The sequence below is a fragment of the Herbaspirillum sp. GCM10030257 genome (assembly GCF_042666555.1).
In the GTDB taxonomy this organism is placed as follows: domain Bacteria; phylum Pseudomonadota; class Gammaproteobacteria; order Burkholderiales; family Burkholderiaceae_D; genus Noviherbaspirillum.
The window spans coordinates 170,597-190,646 of sequence record NZ_JBHTDH010000006.1 but is presented as its reverse complement, the minus strand read 5'-3'; the positions used below and the strand labels follow the sequence as shown (position 1 = coordinate 190,646).

General features: G+C 55.4%; 15 protein-coding genes and 4 tRNA genes. All 19 read right to left on the bottom strand.

The features are described from left to right. Positions 1-54: 54 nt before the first annotated feature. Positions 55-366, bottom strand: coding sequence for a 30S ribosomal protein S10 (rpsJ, locus tag ACFQUU_RS11645; RefSeq protein WP_057289723.1), 312 nt, complete (start codon positions 364-366; stop codon positions 55-57). Positions 367-450: 84 nt separating this feature from the next. After that, positions 451-1,641 (bottom strand): elongation factor Tu, encoded by a 1,191-nt coding sequence (tuf, locus tag ACFQUU_RS11640; RefSeq protein WP_382247184.1) that lies wholly within the window; start codon positions 1,639-1,641, stop codon positions 451-453. Positions 1,642-1,738: 97 nt separating this feature from the next. Further along, positions 1,739-3,841: an elongation factor G gene (gene fusA / locus ACFQUU_RS11635; protein ID WP_382247201.1), complete on the bottom strand. Its 2,103-nt coding sequence runs from the start codon at positions 3,839-3,841 to the stop codon at positions 1,739-1,741. A 123-nt stretch (positions 3,842-3,964) separates the two neighbouring features. Further along, positions 3,965-4,435 carry a 30S ribosomal protein S7 gene (gene rpsG / locus ACFQUU_RS11630; protein WP_057293080.1) on the bottom strand — a complete coding sequence of 157 codons (471 nt, stop codon included), beginning with the start codon at positions 4,433-4,435 and terminating at the stop codon, positions 3,965-3,967. Positions 4,436-4,579: 144 nt separating this feature from the next. Next, positions 4,580-4,963, bottom strand: a complete 384-nt coding sequence (gene rpsL / locus ACFQUU_RS11625) for a 30S ribosomal protein S12 (RefSeq protein WP_057293079.1) — start codon at positions 4,961-4,963, stop codon at positions 4,580-4,582. Positions 4,964-5,291: 328 nt separating this feature from the next. Beyond that, positions 5,292-5,606, bottom strand: coding sequence for a hypothetical protein (locus ACFQUU_RS11620; protein WP_382247199.1), 315 nt, complete (start codon positions 5,604-5,606; stop codon positions 5,292-5,294). A 163-nt stretch (positions 5,607-5,769) separates the two neighbouring features. Further along, on the bottom strand, positions 5,770-10,014 hold the full coding sequence (gene rpoC, locus ACFQUU_RS11615; RefSeq protein WP_382247197.1) for a DNA-directed RNA polymerase subunit beta': 4,245 nt from the start codon (positions 10,012-10,014) through the stop codon (positions 5,770-5,772). 107 nt (positions 10,015-10,121) lie between these two features. Beyond that, positions 10,122-14,228, bottom strand: coding sequence for a DNA-directed RNA polymerase subunit beta (gene rpoB / locus ACFQUU_RS11610; RefSeq protein WP_382247195.1), 4,107 nt, complete (start codon positions 14,226-14,228; stop codon positions 10,122-10,124). A gap of 403 nt (positions 14,229-14,631) precedes the next feature. Next, positions 14,632-15,009, bottom strand: coding sequence for a 50S ribosomal protein L7/L12 (rplL, locus tag ACFQUU_RS11605; RefSeq protein WP_382247193.1), 378 nt, complete (start codon positions 15,007-15,009; stop codon positions 14,632-14,634). 70 nt (positions 15,010-15,079) lie between these two features. Further along, entirely contained in the window at positions 15,080-15,577 is a 498-nt protein-coding gene (gene rplJ / locus ACFQUU_RS11600) for a 50S ribosomal protein L10 (RefSeq protein ID WP_382247191.1), read from the bottom strand. Between the two features lie 310 nt (positions 15,578-15,887). Continuing rightward, positions 15,888-16,583: a 50S ribosomal protein L1 gene (gene rplA / locus ACFQUU_RS11595; protein ID WP_382247189.1), complete on the bottom strand. Its 696-nt coding sequence runs from the start codon at positions 16,581-16,583 to the stop codon at positions 15,888-15,890. Then, entirely contained in the window at positions 16,583-17,014 is a 432-nt protein-coding gene (rplK, locus tag ACFQUU_RS11590) for a 50S ribosomal protein L11 (RefSeq protein ID WP_057293073.1), read from the bottom strand. The genes rplA and rplK overlap by 1 nt, the downstream gene beginning before the upstream one ends. A 161-nt stretch (positions 17,015-17,175) precedes the next feature. Next, positions 17,176-17,754, bottom strand: a complete 579-nt coding sequence (nusG, locus tag ACFQUU_RS11585; protein WP_057293072.1) for a transcription termination/antitermination protein NusG — start codon at positions 17,752-17,754, stop codon at positions 17,176-17,178. Next, the gene (gene secE, locus ACFQUU_RS11580; RefSeq protein WP_382247186.1) at positions 17,755-18,138 is read right to left on the bottom strand and encodes a preprotein translocase subunit SecE; all 384 of its coding nucleotides are present in this window, start codon (positions 18,136-18,138) and stop codon (positions 17,755-17,757) included. 39 nt (positions 18,139-18,177) lie between these two features. Then, positions 18,178-18,253, bottom strand: a tRNA-Trp gene (locus ACFQUU_RS11575). 79 nt (positions 18,254-18,332) lie between these two features. After that, entirely contained in the window at positions 18,333-19,523 is a 1,191-nt protein-coding gene (gene tuf, locus ACFQUU_RS11570) for an elongation factor Tu (protein ID WP_382247184.1), read from the bottom strand. Between the two features lie 76 nt (positions 19,524-19,599). Next, positions 19,600-19,674 (bottom strand) — tRNA-Thr (locus ACFQUU_RS11565). Between the two features lie 86 nt (positions 19,675-19,760). Further along, positions 19,761-19,834: transfer RNA gene (locus tag ACFQUU_RS11560), tRNA-Gly, on the bottom strand. Between the two features lie 45 nt (positions 19,835-19,879). Continuing rightward, positions 19,880-19,965, bottom strand: a tRNA-Tyr gene (locus ACFQUU_RS11555). Positions 19,966-20,050: the final 85 nt, after the last annotated feature.

Here is a 20,050-nt window from a genome sequence, read left to right as displayed (position 1 = left end):
CCACCAAAATAGAAAATTGTGGTATGTGCTGGGTTACAACGTGTTTCTCGATTTTTACTGCAGTTTGATTTCGACTTCCACACCCGCCGGGAGATCCAGCTTCATCAGCGCATCAACGGTCTTATCAGTCGGGTCGACGATGTCCATCAGACGCTGATGGGTGCGAATCTCGAACTGGTCGCGTGATGTCTTGTTGACGTGCGGAGAACGCAGGATGTCGAAACGCTGAATACGTGTCGGCAGGGGGACCGGGCCTTTGACGACAGCACCAGTACGCTTTGCGGTGTCGACGATTTCGAGAGCGGACTGATCGATCAGACGATAATCGAAGGCCTTCAAGCGAATACGGATTTTTTGGGTTTGCATTTTAGTTCCTTAAAAGAGCGAGCCGCAGGCGGCAAGGCCCGCGGCAGTGTTTAGTCAAAGAGCGATAAAAATCCGACTCAGAGATTACTCAATGATCTTGGCAACGACGCCGGCGCCGACGGTACGACCGCCTTCACGGATCGCAAAGCGCAGACCTTCTTCCATCGCGATCGGGTTGATCAGCTTGACGGTGATCGACACGTTGTCGCCTGGCATAACCATCTCTTTGTCCGCTGGCAGCTCGATCGCGCCAGTGACATCGGTCGTGCGGAAGTAAAACTGCGGGCGGTAGTTGTTGAAGAACGGGGTGTGACGACCGCCCTCATCCTTCGACAGCACGTAGATCTCGCCAGTAAAGTGCTTGTGCGGCTTGATCGAACCCGGCTTGGCCAGCACCTGGCCACGCTCAACGTCTTCACGCTTGGTACCACGCAGCAGCACGCCAACGTTGTCGCCGGCCTGACCCTGGTCGAGCAGCTTGCGGAACATTTCCACGCCCGTGCAAGTGGTCTTCTGGGTGTCACGGATACCAACGATTTCGATTTCTTCGCCAACCTTGACGATCCCGCGCTCAACGCGACCGGTCACCACGGTACCGCGACCAGAGATCGAGAACACGTCTTCCACCGGCATCAGGAATGCACCGTCAACAGCACGCTCCGGTGTCGGGATGTAGGTGTCGAGCGCTTCCGCCAGCTTCATGATCGCCTGCTCGCCGAGCGGGCCTGTGTCGCCTTCCAGCGCCAGCTTGGCCGAACCCTGCACGATCGGCAGATCGTCGCCAGGAAACTCATACTTCGACAACAACTCGCGCACTTCCATTTCCACCAGCTCGAGCAACTCGGCGTCGTCGACCATGTCGCACTTGTTCAGGAAAACGATGATGTAAGGAACGCCAACCTGACGCGCCAGCAGGATGTGCTCACGCGTTTGCGGCATCGGGCCGTCCGCGGCCGAACACACCAGAATCGCACCGTCCATCTGCGCGGCGCCAGTGATCATGTTCTTCACATAGTCAGCGTGGCCTGGGCAGTCAACGTGCGCATAGTGACGGTTCTGGGTTTCGTATTCAACGTGGGCGGTATTGATCGTGATGCCGCGCGCCTTTTCTTCCGGGGCCGCGTCAATCTGGTCGTAGGCCTTGGCTTCGCCGCCAAACTTCTTCGACAATACCGTTGCAATTGCTGCAGTCAGCGTGGTCTTGCCATGGTCAACGTGACCAATCGTGCCCACATTCACGTGCGGTTTGGTCCGCTCAAACTTGCCTTTTGCCATTTTAGATTTCCTTCAAAAAGAACGAATTGTTAAGTTATTTCGAATCACACACTCTTGCTTCGAATGGTAAAGCAAGAGTGTGTCTTACTGTGATGTGTTACTTGCCCTTGGCGCTGATGACGCCGTCAGCAACGTTCTTCGGTGCTTCAGCGTAGTGCTTAAATTCCATCGTGTACGTTGCGCGACCTTGCGTCAACGAACGCAGAGTCGTGGAATAGCCGAACATTTCCGACAACGGCACTTCGGCGCGAACGATCTTGCCGCCGCCAGGGATGTCGTCCATACCCTGGATCATGCCGCGGCGGGAAGACAAGTCGCCCATCACGTCGCCCATCTTTTCTTCCGGTGTTTCAACTTCGACGGCCATCATCGGCTCGAGGAGAACCGGGTTTGCCTTTCGGCAGCCGTCCTTGAATGCCATCGATGCGGCCATACGGAAGGCGTTTTCGTTCGAGTCAACGTCGTGGTACGAACCGAAGAACAATGTGACTTTAACGTCAACGACCGGGTAGCCAGCCATCACACCGGACGGCAAAGTTTCCAAGATTCCCTTTTCAACCGCAGGAATGTATTCACGCGGAACAACACCACCCTTGATTGCGTCGACGAACTCAAAGCCCTTGCCAGGCTCTTGTGGTTCGATTTTCAAGACCACGTGACCATACTGACCGCGACCGCCCGATTGCTTAACGAACTTGCCTTCGATCTCTTCGCAGGTCTTGCGGATGGTCTCGCGGTAGGCAACTTGCGGCTTGCCGACGGTTGCTTCGACACCGAATTCACGGCGCATACGATCGACGATGATTTCCAGGTGCAGTTCGCCCATACCGGAAATAATTGTCTGGCCGGATTCTTCGTCGGTCTTGACGCGGAACGACGGGTCTTCCTGGGACAGACGGTTCAGTGCGAGGCCCATCTTTTCCTGGTCGGCCTTGGTCTTCGGCTCAACAGCCTGAGAGATCACCGGCTCAGGGAAGACCATACGCTCCAGCGTGATTACGGCTTCCGGATCGCACAGGGTTTCGCCCGTTGTCGCTTCTTTCAGACCAACTGCTGCTGCGATGTCACCCGCGCGGACTTCCTTGATTTCTTCGCGCTGGTTAGCGTGCATCTGCAGCAGACGACCGATACGCTCCTTCTTGCCCTTGACCGGGTTATAGACTGTGTCGCCCGAGTTGACGACGCCGGAATACACACGGAAGAAGATCAACTGACCGACGAACGGGTCGGTCATGATCTTGAACGCGAGTGCGGAGAACTTTTCGCTGTCGTCAGCCTTGCGCAGTGCGGGTTGTTCGTTCTCGTCTGTGCCTTCGACCGGCGGGATGTCCGTCGGTGCCGGCAGGTACTCAATCACGGCGTCAAGCATTGCCTGAACACCCTTGTTCTTGAACGCTGTACCGCACATCATCGGCACGATTTCGCCAGCGATGGTGCGCTGACGGATCGCTTTCTTGATCTCTTCCTCGGTGAGGTCGCCCTCTTCCAGGTACTTGTTCATCAGCTCTTCAGTGGCTTCGGCAGCCGCCTCGACCATCTTCTCACGCCACTCGTCGCAAGTTGCCTGCAGATGCGCTGGAATGTCGCGCAAGTCGAATTTCATGCCTTGGGAAGCCTCGTCCCAATAGATCGCCTTCATTCTGACGAGGTCGACCACGCCTTCGAAGTTTTCTTCGGCGCCGATAGGTACTTGCATCGGGATCGGATTGGCCTTCAGGCGTGCGCGCATCTGCTCGTAGACCTTGAAGAAGTTGGCACCGGTACGGTCCATCTTGTTGACGAACGCGAGACGTGGCACGCCGTACTTGTTAGCCTGACGCCAAACCGTTTCGGATTGCGGCTGCACACCGCCCACTGCGCAGTAAACCATGCACGCGCCGTCCAGCACACGCATGGAACGCTCCACCTCGATGGTGAAGTCGACGTGACCCGGGGTGTCAATGATGTTGATACGGTGCTCAGGGAAGTTGCTAGCCATGCCCTTCCAGAAGCAGGTGGTCGCAGCGGAAGTAATCGTGATGCCGCGCTCTTGTTCCTGCTCCATCCAGTCCATGGTCGCTGCGCCATCGTGCACTTCGCCAAGTTTGTGGTTGACGCCAGTGTAGAAGAGGATACGTTCGGTAGTGGTTGTCTTACCGGCGTCGATGTGAGCGGAAATACCGATATTGCGGTAGCGCTCAATGGGGGTCTTGCGAGCCATATTCAATCCTAAGTCTTTAATGGTAGAAAACCGAGCGCCACTTTTTCAAGGGATGCGCCCGGTTTTAACCAATTACGTTGCAGAGCCTTCAACGGTGCGAAGGCAACTATTAATTTAATGCTATTAGAAACGGAAGTGGGAGAACGCCTTGTTGGCTTCTGCCATACGGTGCACTTCGTCACGCTTCTTCATCGCACCGCCGCGGCCTTCTGCGGCTTCCATCAACTCGCCACCGAGACGCTGCGGCATGGACTTCTCGCTACGCTTGTTGGCTGCTTCACGCAACCAACGCATGGACAGCGCCATACGACGGACAGGGCGGACTTCTACCGGAACCTGATAGTTTGCACCGCCGACTCGGCGGGATTTGACTTCAACCATCGGCTTGCAATTGTTGAGTGCGGTTGTAAATACTTCGAGCGGGTCCTTGCCGGACTTTTGCTTGATATGATCAAACGCGCCATAGATGATGTTTTCGGCGACCGATTTTTTACCGGACAGCATCAGGACGTTGACGAACTTGGCAACTTCAACATTGCCGAACTTTGGATCCGGCAGAATTTCCCGTTTGGGGACTTCACGACGACGTGGCATTTCGATTCCTTTCACTCTTCAGTTGAGCGACGGCACTGAGTGATTTACCGTACGCTCGCGGTGGCCCTCATGGCCAACCACTTACTCGACCCATTCGGGGCCGACTCGCTCTCCGCGCGGTGAAGACACCTGGCGGAAAATGGATTACTTCTTGGCTGCTTTCGCGCGCTTGGCGCCGTACTTGGAACGTGCCTGCTTACGATCCTTGACGCCCTGCGTATCCAGTGCACCGCGAACCATGTGGTAACGCACACCTGGCAAGTCTTTAACACGACCACCACGGAGCAGGACAACACTGTGTTCCTGCAGGTTGTGCCCTTCACCACCGATATACGAAATGACTTCGAACCCGTTGGTCAGGCGCACCTTGGCGACTTTACGAAGCGCCGAGTTCGGCTTCTTAGGTGTCGTGGTGTAGACGCGGGTGCAAACGCCGCGTTTTTGCGGGCTGTTTTCCAGCGCCGGCGATTTGCTCTTGACACGTGCGGAAACACGTGGCTGGCGAATCAGTTGATTGATGGTTGGCATCGGTCTTTAATCCAACAAAATGAAACGTTAATAAAAATACAGTCCCGGAAACGATTGTCCGGAACCGGGGGATAAAACCATTGCGCGGATATCGCGCGTCGATTTAAAACCAAAAAAGGGAGAAGCGTTGCAAAAGGCGGGGGAAACAGACCAAAGAACGCTTAAGCCCTGAAGAGCCTAAAATCGAGAACTCGCGAGTATATGCCTATTGCCGAGGAGAGTCAACCATGCTATGGGATAGGTAATTCTCTTGTGTGGTTTGAGGCCATCTGGCTGATGAAGCTGAATTACGCCCTTAGAAACATATATTAGCTATAAGTAGTGGCAATCATTTTCGACCAGAAACCTGATAATTTTGCCCTCTCGGAATTGCGATTTTTCGCATTAACGGACGTTTGGAGCGTTTTCGAACTAGGTGCAGGGTTTCATTTGCTATTTCTGTTTCTGTTTCTGTTTCTGTTTCTGTTTCTGTTTCTGTTTCTGTTTCTGTTTCTGTTTCTGTTTCTGTTTCTGTTTGCGGGTCGAGTATTGCCGACAAAGCCTGATTTGAAGATTTATTGCGATCAGGAAGTGTCTTCCCTGACCGGAAGTCGCGATAGGGACGATTCGAAAAGAAACGAGTCAGCCTCCTATAAGTAATCATTAATTGATAGCTTTAGCGCATAGATTGCGAACTTGCCAAGTCTTTATCATGCCTGACTACCTGCTTAGAAGTTTCACCCCAACAACTACAACATCCGAGAAATGTGCATAAAAAAACGGCACTGAAGTTGCCTTCAGTGCCGTTTTCAGTGGAAGCTTAACGCTTATGCTTCGTTGCCGTTTGGTGCGTCACTATCCGAAGTGACTTCCGAAGGCAGTTCGACTTCTGTCGATCGAGCCGACTCTTCGGCTTGCAGTAACGCTGTGCGTTCCTCGGCCTCCCACGACTCTTTTTCCTTACGGGCGCGGTGGTACGCCAGACCGGTACCCGCCGGGATCAGACGTCCGACGATCACGTTTTCCTTCAGACCGCGCAGACCGTCCTTCTTGCCCATAATTGCGGCTTCGGTAAGCACACGGGTGGTTTCCTGGAACGACGCCGCAGAGATAAAGGAGTCCGTGGACAGCGATGCCTTAGTGATACCGAGCAGTACGTTTTCGTACGTGGCCGGCAGCTTGCCTTCGGCGGTGACACGATCGTTTTCGTCCAGCAGTTCGGAGCGTTCAACTTGCTCACCTGGGATGTAGGCTGTGTCACCAGCATTGACCACTTGTACACGGCGCAGCATCTGACGCACGATCACTTCAATGTGCTTGTCGTTGATCTTCACACCCTGCAAGCGGTATACGTCCTGAACTTCATCGACAATGTATCGTGCCAGTGCTTCGATACCCAGCAGGCGCAGGATGTCCTGCGGATCAGCCGGACCGTCTACGATCATTTCGCCCTTGTTGACTACCTGGCCGTCGTGTACCAGCACTTGTTTGTCCTTGGTAATCAGGAACTCGTGCTTGTTGCCGTCCATGTCAGTGATCTCAAGGCGCTGCTTGCCCTTGGTTTCCTTGCCGAACGCGACCGTACCGGTGACTTCCGCCAGCATGCCGGCATCCTTCGGCGAACGTGCTTCGAACAGTTCCGCGACACGCGGCAGACCGCCGGTAATGTCACGTGTCTTCTGCGATTCGGTTGGGATACGTGCCAGCACTTCACCAACCGACACCTGCTGACCGTCTTTCACGGTGATCAGCGCGCCAACCTGGAAGCCGATCGTCACGGCGTGTTCGGTGCCGGCGATCTTCACTTCCTCGCCCTTTTCGTTCAGCAGTTTGACCTGCGGACGCATGACCTTGGTGCTTGGACCGCGACGCTTCGCATCGATGACGACCAATGTTGCCAAGCCTGTCACTTCGTCGATCTGCTTCGCGACCGTTACGCCTTCTTCGACGTTCTCGAATTTCACCGTGCCGGTGTATTCGGTAATGATCGGACGGGTCAGCGGATCCCATGTTGCCAGTGCGGTACCGGCCTTGATGGTCATGCCATCCTTGACCAGCAGGGTTGCACCGTACGGCACCTTGTGGCGCTCACGCTCACGGCCGTGGTCGTCGGTGATCAGCACTTCGCCGGAACGGGAAATGACGATCTGCTCACCCTTGCCGTTGGTGACATAACGCATCGTTACGGTAAAGCGCACCGTACCGTTCGACTTGGCTTCCACGGATGAGGCCACCGCTGCACGCGACGCCGCACCACCGATGTGGAAGGTACGCATGGTCAGCTGTGTGCCGGGTTCACCGATCGACTGAGCAGCGACAACACCGACAGCTTCGCCGGAGTTGACCAGCATGCCGCGGCCGAGGTCACGACCGTAGCACTTCGCGCAAAGGCCGTAACGCGTATCGCAAGTCAGCGGAGTGCGAACCTTGACTTCGTCGATGCCGAGGCGTTCGATCTCTTCAACAGAGTCTTCATCCAGCAGGGTGCCAGCTTCGTACAGTGTTGCCTGCGTTTCCGGATTGACCACATCATTGGCGGCGACACGGCCGAGGATACGGTCGCGCAACGCTTCAATGACTTCACCACCTTCAACCAGCGCCTTCATCGACGCGCCGTTGGCGGTGCCGCAGTCGTCTTCGGTCACGACCAGATCTTGCGTCACGTCAACCAGACGACGTGTCAGGTAACCGGAGTTCGCGGTCTTCAATGCGGTATCGGCCAGACCTTTACGAGCGCCGTGTGTCGAGATGAAGTACTGCAACACGTTCAGACCTTCGCGGAAGTTCGCGGTAATCGGCGTTTCGATGATCGAGCCGTCCGGTTTCGCCATCAGGCCGCGCATACCGGCGAGCTGACGGATCTGGGCGGCGGAACCACGGGCGCCGGAGTCGGCCATCATGTAAATCGCGTTGAACGATTCCTGTGTGCCCTTGCTGCCGTCACGCTTGGTCACGTCTTCCACTTTGAGCTGTTCCATCATGGCCTTGCCGACTTCGTCACCGGCCTTGCCCCAGATGTCGACCACCTTGTTGTAGCGTTCGCCCGCCGTGACCAGACCGGAAGCGTACTGCTGCTCGATCTGTTTCACTTCGTGCTCGGCCTGAGCAATGATCGTGTGTTTCTGCGGCGGTACCAGCATATCGTCCACGCAGATCGAGATACCGGCGCGAGTCGCGAGGCGGAAACCCGACTGCATCAGCTGGTCGGCGAACACTACGGTCGCGCGCAGACCGCACTTGCGGAACGAAGTGTTGATCAGCTTCGAGATTTCTTTCTTCTTCAGGGCGCGATTCAGCACGCTGAAAGGCAGGCCCTTCGGCAGGATCTCGGACAGGATGGCGCGACCAACCGTCGTTTCGTAACGCTTGATTGTCTTGACGAACTCGCCTGTCTCCGCATCCTTTGGATATTCGGTGATACGGACAGTGATGCGAGTAGTCAGCTCAACTTCCTTGTTGTCGTACGCACGGATGACTTCCGATACGTCCGGGAACATCATGCCTTCGCCCTTGCCGTTGATTTTTTCACGGGTGGCGTAGTACAGACCCAGCACGATATCCTGGGATGGCACGATCGATGGTTCACCGTTCGACGGGAACAGGATGTTGTTGGATGCCAGCATCAATGTGCGGGCTTCCATCTGCGCTTCGATCGACAGCGGAACGTGGACGGCCATCTGGTCGCCGTCAAAGTCGGCATTGAACGCTGCGCAAACCAGCGGGTGCAACTGGATCGCCTTACCTTCGATCAGGACCGGCTCGAACGCCTGGATACCGAGGCGGTGCAGCGTTGGCGCACGGTTTAGCATCACCGGGTGCTCACGGATGACTTCTTCCAGGATGTCCCAGACGACTGGCTCTTGCACTTCGACCAGCTTCTTTGCCGCCTTGATGGTCGTTGCCAGACCCATCAGCTCGAGCTTGTTGAAGATGAAAGGCTTGAACAGTTCGAGTGCCATCAGTTTTGGCAGGCCGCACTGGTGCAGCTTAAGCTGCGGACCAACCACGATAACCGAACGACCGGAGTAGTCGACGCGCTTGCCCAGCAGGTTTTGACGGAAACGACCACCCTTACCTTTGATCATTTCAGCCAGCGACTTCAACGGACGCTTGTTGGCGCCGGTCATTGCCTTGCCGCGACGGCCGTTATCCAGCAACGAGTCGACCGCTTCCTGCAGCATCCGCTTTTCGTTGCGGGTGATGATCTCCGGAGCACGGAGTTCCATCAGGCGTTTCAGACGGTTGTTACGGTTGATAACGCGGCGATACAGGTCGTTCAGGTCAGAGGTCGCAAAACGACCGCCGTCCAGAGGAACCAGTGGACGCAGTTCCGGCGGCAGCACCGGCAGCACTTCCATGATCATCCAGTCCGGCTTGATGCCGGAGCGCTGGAATGCCTCGAGAACCTTCAGACGTTTCGCATACTTCTTGATCTTGGCTTCCGACTTGGAATCCTTGAGCTCTTGACGCAGCGTCTCGACGTCGCGGTCGATGTCAATCGAGCGCAGCAGCTCACGGATGCCCTCGGCGCCCATGAATGCAGTGAAGTCGTCGCCGTACTCTTCATACTTGGCGGCGTAATCGTCTTCCGACATGATCTGGCACTTCTTCAACGGAGTCATGCCGGGGTCGGTCACGACATACGCTTCAAAGTACAACACGCGTTCGATATCGCGCAGTGTCATGTCGAGGACCATTCCCAGACGCGACGGCAGCGATTTCAGGAACCAGATGTGCGCGGTAGGCGAGGCCAGTTCGATGTGTCCCATGCGCTCGCGGCGCACTTTGGCCAGCGTGACTTCGACGCCGCATTTTTCACAGATAACGCCGCGATGCTTGAGGCGCTTGTACTTGCCGCACAGGCATTCGTAGTCCTTGATCGGGCCAAAGATCTTGGCGCAGAACAGGCCGTCACGCTCCGGCTTGAAAGTACGGTAGTTGATGGTTTCCGGCTTTTTGACTTCGCCGTAGGACCAGGAACGGATTTTTTCAGGCGACGCGAGACCAATCTTGATCGCATCGAATTGTTCGCTTTGCTGTACTTGCTTGAATAGATCGAGCAGTGCTTTCATGTATCACTCCAGGGTGGCGTGAAGAAAAATATTTCTTGCTTCTTCGTGTTGCTTGGCCGGCGATGGGTTACTCGCATCGCCGGCCGCGGTTTCCCGCTTTGTCCTGCTTAATCGCGTTCCAGATCGATATCGATACCCAGCGAGCGGATTTCCTTCACCAACACGTTGAAGGATTCCGGCATGCCGGCGTCGATGACGTGGTCGCCCTTGACCAGGTTCTCGTAAACCTTGGTACGGCCGGTCACGTCGTCCGACTTCACTGTCAGCATTTCCTGCAGCACGTAGGACGCGCCGTAGGCTTCCAGTGCCCAGACTTCCATCTCGCCGAAACGCTGGCCGCCGAACTGCGCCTTGCCGCCCAGCGGCTGCTGGGTAACGAGCGAGTACGGGCCGGTCGAACGCGCGTGCATCTTGTCGTCGACCAGGTGGTGCAGTTTTAGCACGTGCATGTAGCCGACGGTAACAGTGCGCTCGAAAGCTTCACCGGTACGGCCGTCATACATGGTGACCTGGTTTTTCGACGGCGTCATGCCGAGCTGCTTGGCGACGTCATCCGGATAGGCGAGGTCGAGCATGCGACGAATTTCGTCCTCATGCGCACCATCAAACACCGGCGTTGCAAACGGCACGCCATACTTCAGATTGTTGGCCAGACTCAGGATTTCCTCATCGCTGAAGCTGTCCAGGTCTTCCGACTTGCCCGACTCGTTGTAGATCGTGGTCAGGAACTTGCGCAGTTCGGCGGCCTTGGCTTGCGCCTTGAGCATTTCACCTATACGCAGGCCCAGGCCTTTCGATGCCCAGCCCAGATGTACTTCGAGCACCTGACCGACGTTCATACGCGACGGAACGCCTAGCGGGTTCAGCACGATGTCGGCCGGTGTGCCGTCCGCCATGTAAGGCATATCCTCGACCGGAACGATACGCGAGACCACACCCTTGTTACCGTGGCGGCCCGCCATCTTGTCGCCAGGCTGCAAGCGACGCTTCACTGCCAGATAAACCTTGACCATCTTCTGCACGCCTGGCGGCAACTCGTCGCCCTGTGTGAGTTTCTTGCGCTTCTCTTCGAACGCGAGGTCAAACTGATGCCGTTTCTCGGCGATCGATTCCTTGATCGCTTCAAGTGCTGCGGCGACGTCATCTTCCGCCGGACGAATATCGAACCAGTGGTACTTGTCCAGATCGTCCAAGTATTCCTTGGTGATCTGTGCGCCCTTGGCCAGTTTCTTCGGACCACCGTTGACGACTTTGCCGATCAGCATCTTTTCGAGACGCTGGAATGCATCGCCTTCCACGATACGCAGCTGGTCGTTCAGGTCGAGGCGATAACGCTTCAACTCATCGTCGATGATCTGCTGAGCACGTTTGTCGCGCGGGATACCTTCGCGGGTGAACACTTGCACGTCGATCACCGTACCGACCATGCCGGATGGCACGCGCAGCGATGTATCTTTCACGTCGGAGGCTTTTTCGCCAAAGATCGCACGAAGCAGCTTCTCTTCCGGTGTCAGCTGAGTTTCACCCTTCGGTGTCACCTTACCGACCAGCGTGTCGCCTGCTTCGACTTCCGCGCCGATGTAAACAATGCCGGATTCATCAAGACGTGCGAGCTGGTTTTCCGCCAGGTTCGAAATATCACGCGTAATTTCTTCGGCGCCGAGCTTGGTGTCACGTGCAACAACCGACAGTTCTTCGATATGAATCGAGGTGTAACGATCATCCGCAACCACACGCTCCGAGATCAGAATCGAGTCCTCGAAGTTGTAGCCGTTCCACGGCATAAACGCGACCAGCATGTTCTGACCGAGCGCGAGTTCGCCAAGGTCGGTCGATGCGCCGTCGGCGATTACGTCGTGCTTGGCAACACGGTCACCGACCTTGACGATAGGACGCTGGTTGATGTTCGTGTTCTGATTGGAACGGGTGTACTTGATCAGGTTGTAGATATCGACGCCAACTTCGCCCGCAGCGGCTTCGTTGTCATTTACACGAATCACAACGCGACCGGCGTCGACATAATCGACGATACCGCCGCGCAGTGCCTGAACGGTCGTACCGGAGTCAACTGCAACGGTGCGTTCAATACCAGTACCGACGAAGGCTTTTTCCGGACGCAGGCAAGGTACTGCCTGACGTTGCATGTTGGCGCCCATCAACGCACGGTTCGCATCGTCGTGCTCGAGGAACGGAATCAGCGATGCCGCAACGGAGACTACCTGACCCGGTGCGACGTCCATGTATTGGACGCGTTCCGGCGACACGAGGATGGTTTCACCAGCCTGGCGTGCGGATACGAGTTCGTCGGACAGTTTTCCTTCAGGGCTGATTGTCGCGTTCGCCTGAGCAATAACGTAACGGCCTTCTTCAATCGCCGACAGGTAGTCGATCTGGTTAGTCACGCCACTGTTATCGACCTTGCGATACGGCGTCTCAAGGAAGCCGTACTCGTTCAGGCGCGCATACAGCGCGAGCGAGTTGATCAGACCGATGTTCGGGCCTTCCGGTGTTTCGATCGGGCACACACGGCCATAATGGGTCGGATGCACGTCACGGACTTCAAAACCGGCACGTTCGCGTGTCAGACCGCCCGGGCCAAGTGCCGATACGCGGCGCTTGTGGGTAATTTCCGACAACGGATTGGTCTGGTCCATGAACTGCGACAACTGCGACGATCCAAAGAATTCGCGAATTGCTGCAGAGATGGGTTTCGAGTTGATCAAGTCATGCGGCATCAGATTATCGGCTTCAGCCTGGCCGAGACGCTCCTTGACAGCGCGCTCAACACGAACAAGACCAGCACGGAATTGGTTTTCAGCCAATTCACCGACACAACGTACGCGACGATTACCGAGGTGGTCGATATCATCGACTTCGCCACGACCGTTACGCAGTTCGACCAGAATTTTGATGACGGCAAGAATGTCTTCATTCGATAGTGTCATTGCGCCGGTCAGCTCATCGCGACCGATACGACGGTTGAACTTCATACGGCCGACCGCCGACAGATCGTAACGCTCTTCGCTGTAGAACAAGCCGTTGAACAGGGCTTCGACAGAGTCCTCTGTGGGCGGCTCACCAGGACGCATCATGCGATAAATCGCGACACGCGCGGCCATCTGGTCTGCAGTGTCGTCCATACGCAAGGTCTGCGAAATGTAAGCGCCCTGATCCAGGTCGTTGGTGTACAGCGTCTGGATGTCAGAGACGCCAGCTTCACGCAGGCGAGCGAGTACTTCTTCTGTCAACTCGTCGTTGGCGTTGGCGATGACTTCGCCGGTGTCGGCATCGACGATGTTCTTTGCCAACACGCGACCGAGCAGATAGTCCTCCGGTACGGAGATGTGCTTGATTCCTGCAGCGTCGATTTCGCGGACATGCTTGGCGTTGATACGCTTGTCCTTCGCGACAATGACCTTGCCCGACTTGTCGGTGATGTCGAAGCGCGCAACTTCGCCCCGCAAACGCTCGGCGACAAATTCCATTTCGCCGCCATCCGAGCGAACCGTGAAGTTGTCAAACACGAAGAAGTTTGCCAGGATCTGTTCCGGCGTCATGCCGATGGCTTTCAGCAGGATCGTGACAGGCATCTTGCGTCGGCGGTCGACGCGGAAGAACAAGATGTCCTTCGGATCGAATTCAAAGTCAAGCCAGGAGCCGCGGTAAGGGATGATACGTGCGGAGAACAGGAGCTTGCCCGACGAATGTGTTTTACCACGATCGTGCTCAAAGAACACACCTGGGGAACGATGAAGCTGAGAAACAATCACACGCTCAGTGCCATTAATGACGAATGAGCCGGTCGTGGTCATGAGCGGTAGTTCGCCCATGTACACTTCCTGCTCTTTCATTTCTTTGACGACTGGCTTGGTCGGCGATTCCTTGTCAAGAATCACGAGGCGGACCTTGGCGCGCAGCGGCGATGCGAATGTCAGGCCGCGCTGTTGGCATTCTTTCACGTCGAATGGAGGATCACCCAACACATAGGAGAGAAACTCTAGCCGAGCAAAACCATTGTGCGATACGATTGGGAAAATTGAGGTGAAGGCGGACTGCAAGCCTTCGTTCTTGCGTTGCGATGGTACTTTATCGGCCTGCAGGAAGCTCGTATAAGACTCGAGCTGGGTCGCCAGCAGGAACGGAACGTTGTGAACGTTAGCGCGCTTCGCGAACGATTTGCGAATGCGCTTCTTCTCAGTAAATGAGTAGTGCATGGACACTCCGTGAGTGACAGGAAGGATGGAGATTTCAGGTTTCGCTGCTGGCTACGGCAACACCTGCCGCCATCTGCGAAACCTCAAGGCTCTGCCCTTCGGGCTTGACTAGACTGCTACCGCTGAATCCGTGAGCATGACAGCGTATCGCTGCAAACCCGCCAGATAAGCGTCAGCTACCAACTACCTACTACCAACGCACATTTGCTGCTGCGTTTATTTCTACGACTTTCTTCTACTGCTTTTACCAACTTTTCGTCTACGCCCGGGTCTGAATACTTGGGTACGGGATAAGGCTATTTAAAACACGAAAACGACAAAGGAGCCAAGGCCGAACCCGCTCTTTCGAGAAGGTTCCGAGCCTTGACTCCGGCGAGGGTGAGATCGCCCTGGCAAACCGATATTACTTGAGGTCGGCCTTTGCGCCAGCTTCTTCCAGCTTCTTCTTCGCTGCCTCTGCATCTGCCTTGGCGACGCCTTCCTTGACTGGCTTTGGTGCACCATCGACCAGATCTTTGGCTTCTTTGAGGCCCAGACCGGTGATTTCGCGAACTGCCTTAATGACGCCAACCTTGTTCGCACCAACTTCAGCCAGAACAACGGTGAACTCAGTCTGCTCTTCCGCTGCAGCAGCACCGGCGCCGCCAGCTGCCGGACCAGCGACTGCCATTGCAGCTGCGGACACGCCAAATTTTTCTTCAAAAGCCTTGACCAGATCGTTCAGGTCCATTACGGACATTTGGCCTACTGCTTCAAGGATATCGTCTTTGCTAATTGCCATTTGAAACTCCTAAATTTGATTCGGTAATTACATCTAATCGGTACTGACGCAAAAAGGTTCGAAGGGCGTATTACGCGCCTTCGGCTTCCTTCTTGGCTGCGAGGGCAGCCAAGGCACGGGCAAAGCCGGAAACCGGAGCCTGCATAACACCCAGCAACTGGGAGATGAGGACTTCACGGCTCGGAATGCTAGCCAACGCGGCAACGCCTGCTTTATCAAGCGACTTGCCTGCGTAGTTGCCTGCCTTAACAACCAGCTTGTCATTGCCTTTTGCAAAGTCAAAAACGACTTTAGCGGCGGCAACAGCATCCTCGGAGATCGAGTAGATCAACGGGCCGGTCATTTCGGAGGCGAGGCCAGCAAACTGCGTACCCTCAACGGCGCGACGTGCAAGCGTGTTTTTCAACACGCGCATGTAGACGCCCTGGGCACGCGCTTTGGCGCGCAGTTGTGTCAAGTGACCAACCTGGATGCCACGGTATTCGGCCACGACGATTGTCTGCGCAGTTGCTACTTTTGCGGAGACTTCGGCGACGACGGCCTTTTTGTCATTCAGATTGAGACTCAAGATCAACCTCCAAAAATGATGTTTGGCGAATGCCTCACATCGGTTCGAACACGGCGTCCGAAGTTCAGGAGTTCAGTACTGGCACTTAACAACAGATGCACAGTGTTGAGACTGCAAAAACTTGTTCGGGTCACCATCTGCGTTGGGTGCCGATGCTTGCGCTTTCGGCGTTTAACTTTGTGCATCAATAAAGCATGCACGCCGCCCAACGGTCTTTGATAATCCGGTCCTGTTTCAAAATTGCTGAAACAGGGCCAGCCCAAAGATTCGCCTCGGACGCTATATTGCTATCCGAGGACTTGATTCTTACTTAAGCTGCCAGGGACGCATGATCAACGCGGACGCCAGCGCCCATCGTCGACGAAATTGCAACCTTGCGCAGGTACACGCCCTTGCTGGTAGCTGGCTTTGCCTTGTTCAGCGCATCAATCAAAGCCAAAAGGTTGGATTTGAGTTCTGCATCGCTGAACGATTTACGACCAATCGTTGCGTGAATGATGCCTGCTTTGTCGGTACGATACTGAACCTGACCCGCTTTGGCATTCTTTACAGCAGTTGCAACGTCCGGTGTAACAGTGCCGACCTTCGGATTCGGCATCATGCCGCGCGGTCCGAGGATCTGTCCAAGCGTACCAACGATACGCATGGTGTCCGGCGAAGCGATCACGATGTCGAAAGGCATGTCGCCTGCTTTGATGCGGTCTGCCAGATCTTCCATACCGACAATGTCTGCACCTGCAGCCTTGGCCGCTTCGGCTTTGTCGCCGGATGCGAATACAGCAACGCGAACGGTCTTACCAGTACCGGCTGGGAGAACAACCGATCCACGCACAACCTGGTCGGATTTTTTAGCGTCAACGCCAAGTTGAACAGCGACATCGATCGACTCGTTGAACTTTGCTGTCGCACATTCCTTGATCAGGGAAATTGCATTGTCGAACGGGTATACCTTGGTGCGATCGACCTTGGCTTTGAGTGCTTGTGCGCGCTTGGATAACTTAGCCATTACAGACCCTCCACCGTGATGCCCATGGAACGAGCGGAACCGGCGATTGTGCGCACGGCGGCTTCCATGTCAGCTGCCGTGAGATCCGGCATCTTTGTTGTTGCGATTTCTTCTGCTTGCTTGCGGGTGATCTTGCCGACCTTGTCGGTATGCGGCTTTGCCGAACCCTTCTGGATACCGGCCGCCTTCTTGATCAGAATAGTTGCCGGCGGAGTCTTCATCACGAATGTGAAGGACTTGTCGGCAAACGCGGTGATCACGACAGGAATCGGCAGGCCTGGCTCTACGCCTTGAGTCTGGGCGTTGAACGCCTTGCAGAATTCCATAATGTTCAAGCCGCGCTGACCCAGCGCCGGGCCGATCGGGGGAGATGGGTTTGCTTTACCAGCTGGCACTTGCAGCTTGATAAAACCAATAATTTTCTTTGCCATGATGGCTCCTACGTTGATTGAGTAGTAGCGCCCGGTCGCCTACCTTACGGTCGACTAGTAGGGCTCCTCTTTTACTACTGATATTGCTTGCTTGGATTTCACAGGCGGTGAGGCTTGCGGCGCTCCAATGACGCTTGATTCAATAATGACAGGAAGTGGCGTTAGACCTTTTCGACCTGACCGAATTCCAGTTCGACCGGTGTAGCGCGGCCAAAAATGGTGACGGAAACGCGGACGCGCGACTTCTCGTAGTTGACTTCTTCAACGTTCCCGTTGAAGTCAGTGAATGGACCGTCCTTGATACGAACCAACTCGCCAACCTCGTACAAGACTTTAGGACGCGGCTTCTCTACGCCCTCCTGCATTTGGTGCAGGATCTTGTCGACTTCGTGAGGTGGAATTGGAGTTGGCTTATTGGATTTACCACCGATGAAACCGGTTACCTTGCTTGTGTTCTTGACCAAATGCCAAGTCTCATCAGTCATTTCCATCTCGACCAGTACGTAGCCGGGAAAGAAGCGACGTTCGGTGACGGACTTCTGGCCATTTTTTACTTCAATCACTTCTTCGGTCGGCACCAGGATCTGACCGAACTTGTCTTGCATGCCAGCGCGCTCAATGCGCTCCGTCAATGCACGCTGCACGCTCTTCTCCATCCCGGAGTAGGCGTGCACGACATACCAACGCTTACTTCCGCCCGATGACTGAGCCACTGCGTTTTCTTGCATGTTTTCGCTCATTTAATTCTTCCAGCCCAGGATCAGGTCGTATAACACAATTTCAAGGATCTTGTCGGTACCCCAGAGGAAAATTGCCATTACAAGCACGAACCCAAAAACAACGGCAGTAATTTGCATTGCTTCTTTACGGGTTGGCCAGACAACCTTCTTTGCCTCACGGACGGATTCTTTAGCAAAACCAAGAAAGTCCCGCCCAGGCTGTGAAGTCCAGGCAACGGCGACTGCCACAAGCAGGCCGGCAACCAATGCTCCGGCACGCACTATCGTGGGCTTATCCGACAAAAAATAAAAACCGATAACACCCGCAATGACAGCACAAATAGCAAGAGCGACCTTTGCTTTGTCGCTCGATGTGCCAACGGTTTCTACGGGTTGGTTAGACATACTATTGATTTCTTTCGGTGCCCTGCACCTTTGTATCGGTGGCAGGGGCAGAGGGAATCGAACCCCCAACCTTCGGTTTTGGAGACCGACGCTCTGCCAGTTGAGCTATACCCCTACGCGTAAAACTTTGCGCTAATTGACAACGCCACGATGTCAGACTGTTGCCCAACAATCGCAGCGCAGCGACTCAGAGATTACTCAATGATCTTGGCAACGACGCCGGCGCCGACGGTACGACCGCCTTCACGGATCGCAAAGCGCAGACCTTCTTCCATCGCGATCGGGTTGATCAGCTTGACGGTGATCGACACGTTGTCGCCTGGCATAACCATCTCTTTGTCCGCTGGCAGCTCGATCGCGCCAGTGACATCGGTCGTGCGGAAGTAAAACTGCGGGCGGTAGTTGTTGAAGAACGGGGTGTGACGACCGCCCTCATCCTTCGACAGCACGTAGATCTCGCCAGTAAAGTGCTTGTGCGGCTTGATCGAACCCGGCTTGGCCAGCACCTGGCCACGCTCAACGTCTTCACGCTTGGTACCACGCAGCAGCACGCCAACGTTGTCGCCGGCCTGACCCTGGTCGAGCAGCTTGCGGAACATTTCCACGCCCGTGCAAGTGGTCTTCTGGGTGTCACGGATACCAACGATTTCGATTTCTTCGCCAACCTTGACGATCCCGCGCTCAACGCGACCGGTCACCACGGTACCGCGACCAGAGATCGAGAACACGTCTTCCACCGGCATCAGGAATGCACCGTCAACAGCACGCTCCGGTGTCGGGATGTAGGTGTCGAGCGCTTCCGCCAGCTTCATGATCGCCTGCTCGCCGAGCGGGCCTGTGTCGCCTTCCAGCGCCAGCTTGGCCGAACCCTGCACGATCGGCAGATCGTCGCCAGGAAACTCATACTTCGACAACAACTCGCGCACTTCCATTTCCACCAGCTCGAGCAACTCGGCGTCGTCGACCATGTCGCACTTGTTCAGGAAAACGATGATGTAAGGAACGCCAACCTGACGCGCCAGCAGGATGTGCTCACGCGTTTGCGGCATCGGGCCGTCCGCGGCCGAACACACCAGAATCGCACCGTCCATCTGCGCGGCGCCAGTGATCATGTTCTTCACATAGTCAGCGTGGCCTGGGCAGTCAACGTGCGCATAGTGACGGTTCTGGGTTTCGTATTCAACGTGGGCGGTATTGATCGTGATGCCGCGCGCCTTTTCTTCCGGGGCCGCGTCAATCTGGTCGTAGGCCTTGGCTTCGCCGCCAAACTTCTTCGACAATACCGTTGCAATTGCTGCAGTCAGCGTGGTCTTGCCATGGTCAACGTGACCAATCGTGCCCACATTCACGTGCGGTTTGGTCCGCTCAAACTTGCCTTTTGCCATTTTAGACTCCTAACGATTTGATGAGAATGTCCAGGCACGTGCCCGACTGTCTTGCGTATGGATAAATCAAGAAAACTGGTGCCCTTGACGTGGATTGAACACGTGGCCTCTCCCTTACCAAGGGAGTGCTCTACCACTGAGCTACAAGGGCATTCAGGGCCTTTCGAGATTTCGCTCAAAGCAAGATCTCTTCAAGACCTCTATATTGTCCGTATCAGATGTACGTCCAACTCAAACTGGAGCGGGTGAAGGGAATCGAACCCTCGTCATAAGCTTGGAAGGCTTCAGCTCTACCATTGAGCTACACCCGCAAGGACTAACTACTTCAGCCGCACAACCTTTTCCCGCGGTACCGCTGGTGGAGGGGGCTGGATTCGAACCAGCGTACTCGTAAGAGGGCAGATTTACAGTCTGCTGCCATTAACCACTCGGCCACCCCTCCGCGGGGAACCCCAAACTATAGGCGAACACCTCCCGAGTGTCAACACCAAAATCTGTTTTGCGGGTAATTTTCCGAATTAGCTATC

Bases quoted from the DNA above. Each gene is read 5' to 3' on its own strand.
- rpsJ (WP_057289723.1), bottom strand. From the start codon at position 366: ATGCAAACCCAAAAAATCCGTATTCGCTTGAAGGCCTTCGATTATCGT.
- tuf (WP_382247184.1), bottom strand. From the start codon at position 1,641: ATGGCAAAAGGCAAGTTTGAGCGGACCAAACCGCACGTGAATGTGGGC.
- fusA (WP_382247201.1), bottom strand. From the start codon at position 3,841: ATGGCTCGCAAGACCCCCATTGAGCGCTACCGCAATATCGGTATTTCC.
- rpsG (WP_057293080.1), bottom strand. From the start codon at position 4,435: ATGCCACGTCGTCGTGAAGTCCCCAAACGGGAAATTCTGCCGGATCCA.
- rpsL (WP_057293079.1), bottom strand. From the start codon at position 4,963: ATGCCAACCATCAATCAACTGATTCGCCAGCCACGTGTTTCCGCACGT.
- ACFQUU_RS11620 (WP_382247199.1), bottom strand. From the start codon at position 5,606: ATGATTACTTATAGGAGGCTGACTCGTTTCTTTTCGAATCGTCCCTAT.
- rpoC (WP_382247197.1), bottom strand. From the start codon at position 10,014: ATGAAAGCACTGCTCGATCTATTCAAGCAAGTACAGCAAAGCGAACAA.
- rpoB (WP_382247195.1), bottom strand. From the start codon at position 14,228: ATGCACTACTCATTTACTGAGAAGAAGCGCATTCGCAAATCGTTCGCG.
- rplL (WP_382247193.1), bottom strand. From the start codon at position 15,009: ATGGCAATTAGCAAAGACGATATCCTTGAAGCAGTAGGCCAAATGTCC.
- rplA (WP_382247189.1), bottom strand. From the start codon at position 16,583: ATGGCTAAGTTATCCAAGCGCGCACAAGCACTCAAAGCCAAGGTCGAT.
- rplK (WP_057293073.1), bottom strand. From the start codon at position 17,014: ATGGCAAAGAAAATTATTGGTTTTATCAAGCTGCAAGTGCCAGCTGGT.
- nusG (WP_057293072.1), bottom strand. From the start codon at position 17,754: ATGAGCGAAAACATGCAAGAAAACGCAGTGGCTCAGTCATCGGGCGGA.
- secE (WP_382247186.1), bottom strand. From the start codon at position 18,138: ATGTCTAACCAACCCGTAGAAACCGTTGGCACATCGAGCGACAAAGCA.
- tuf (WP_382247184.1), bottom strand. From the start codon at position 19,523: ATGGCAAAAGGCAAGTTTGAGCGGACCAAACCGCACGTGAATGTGGGC.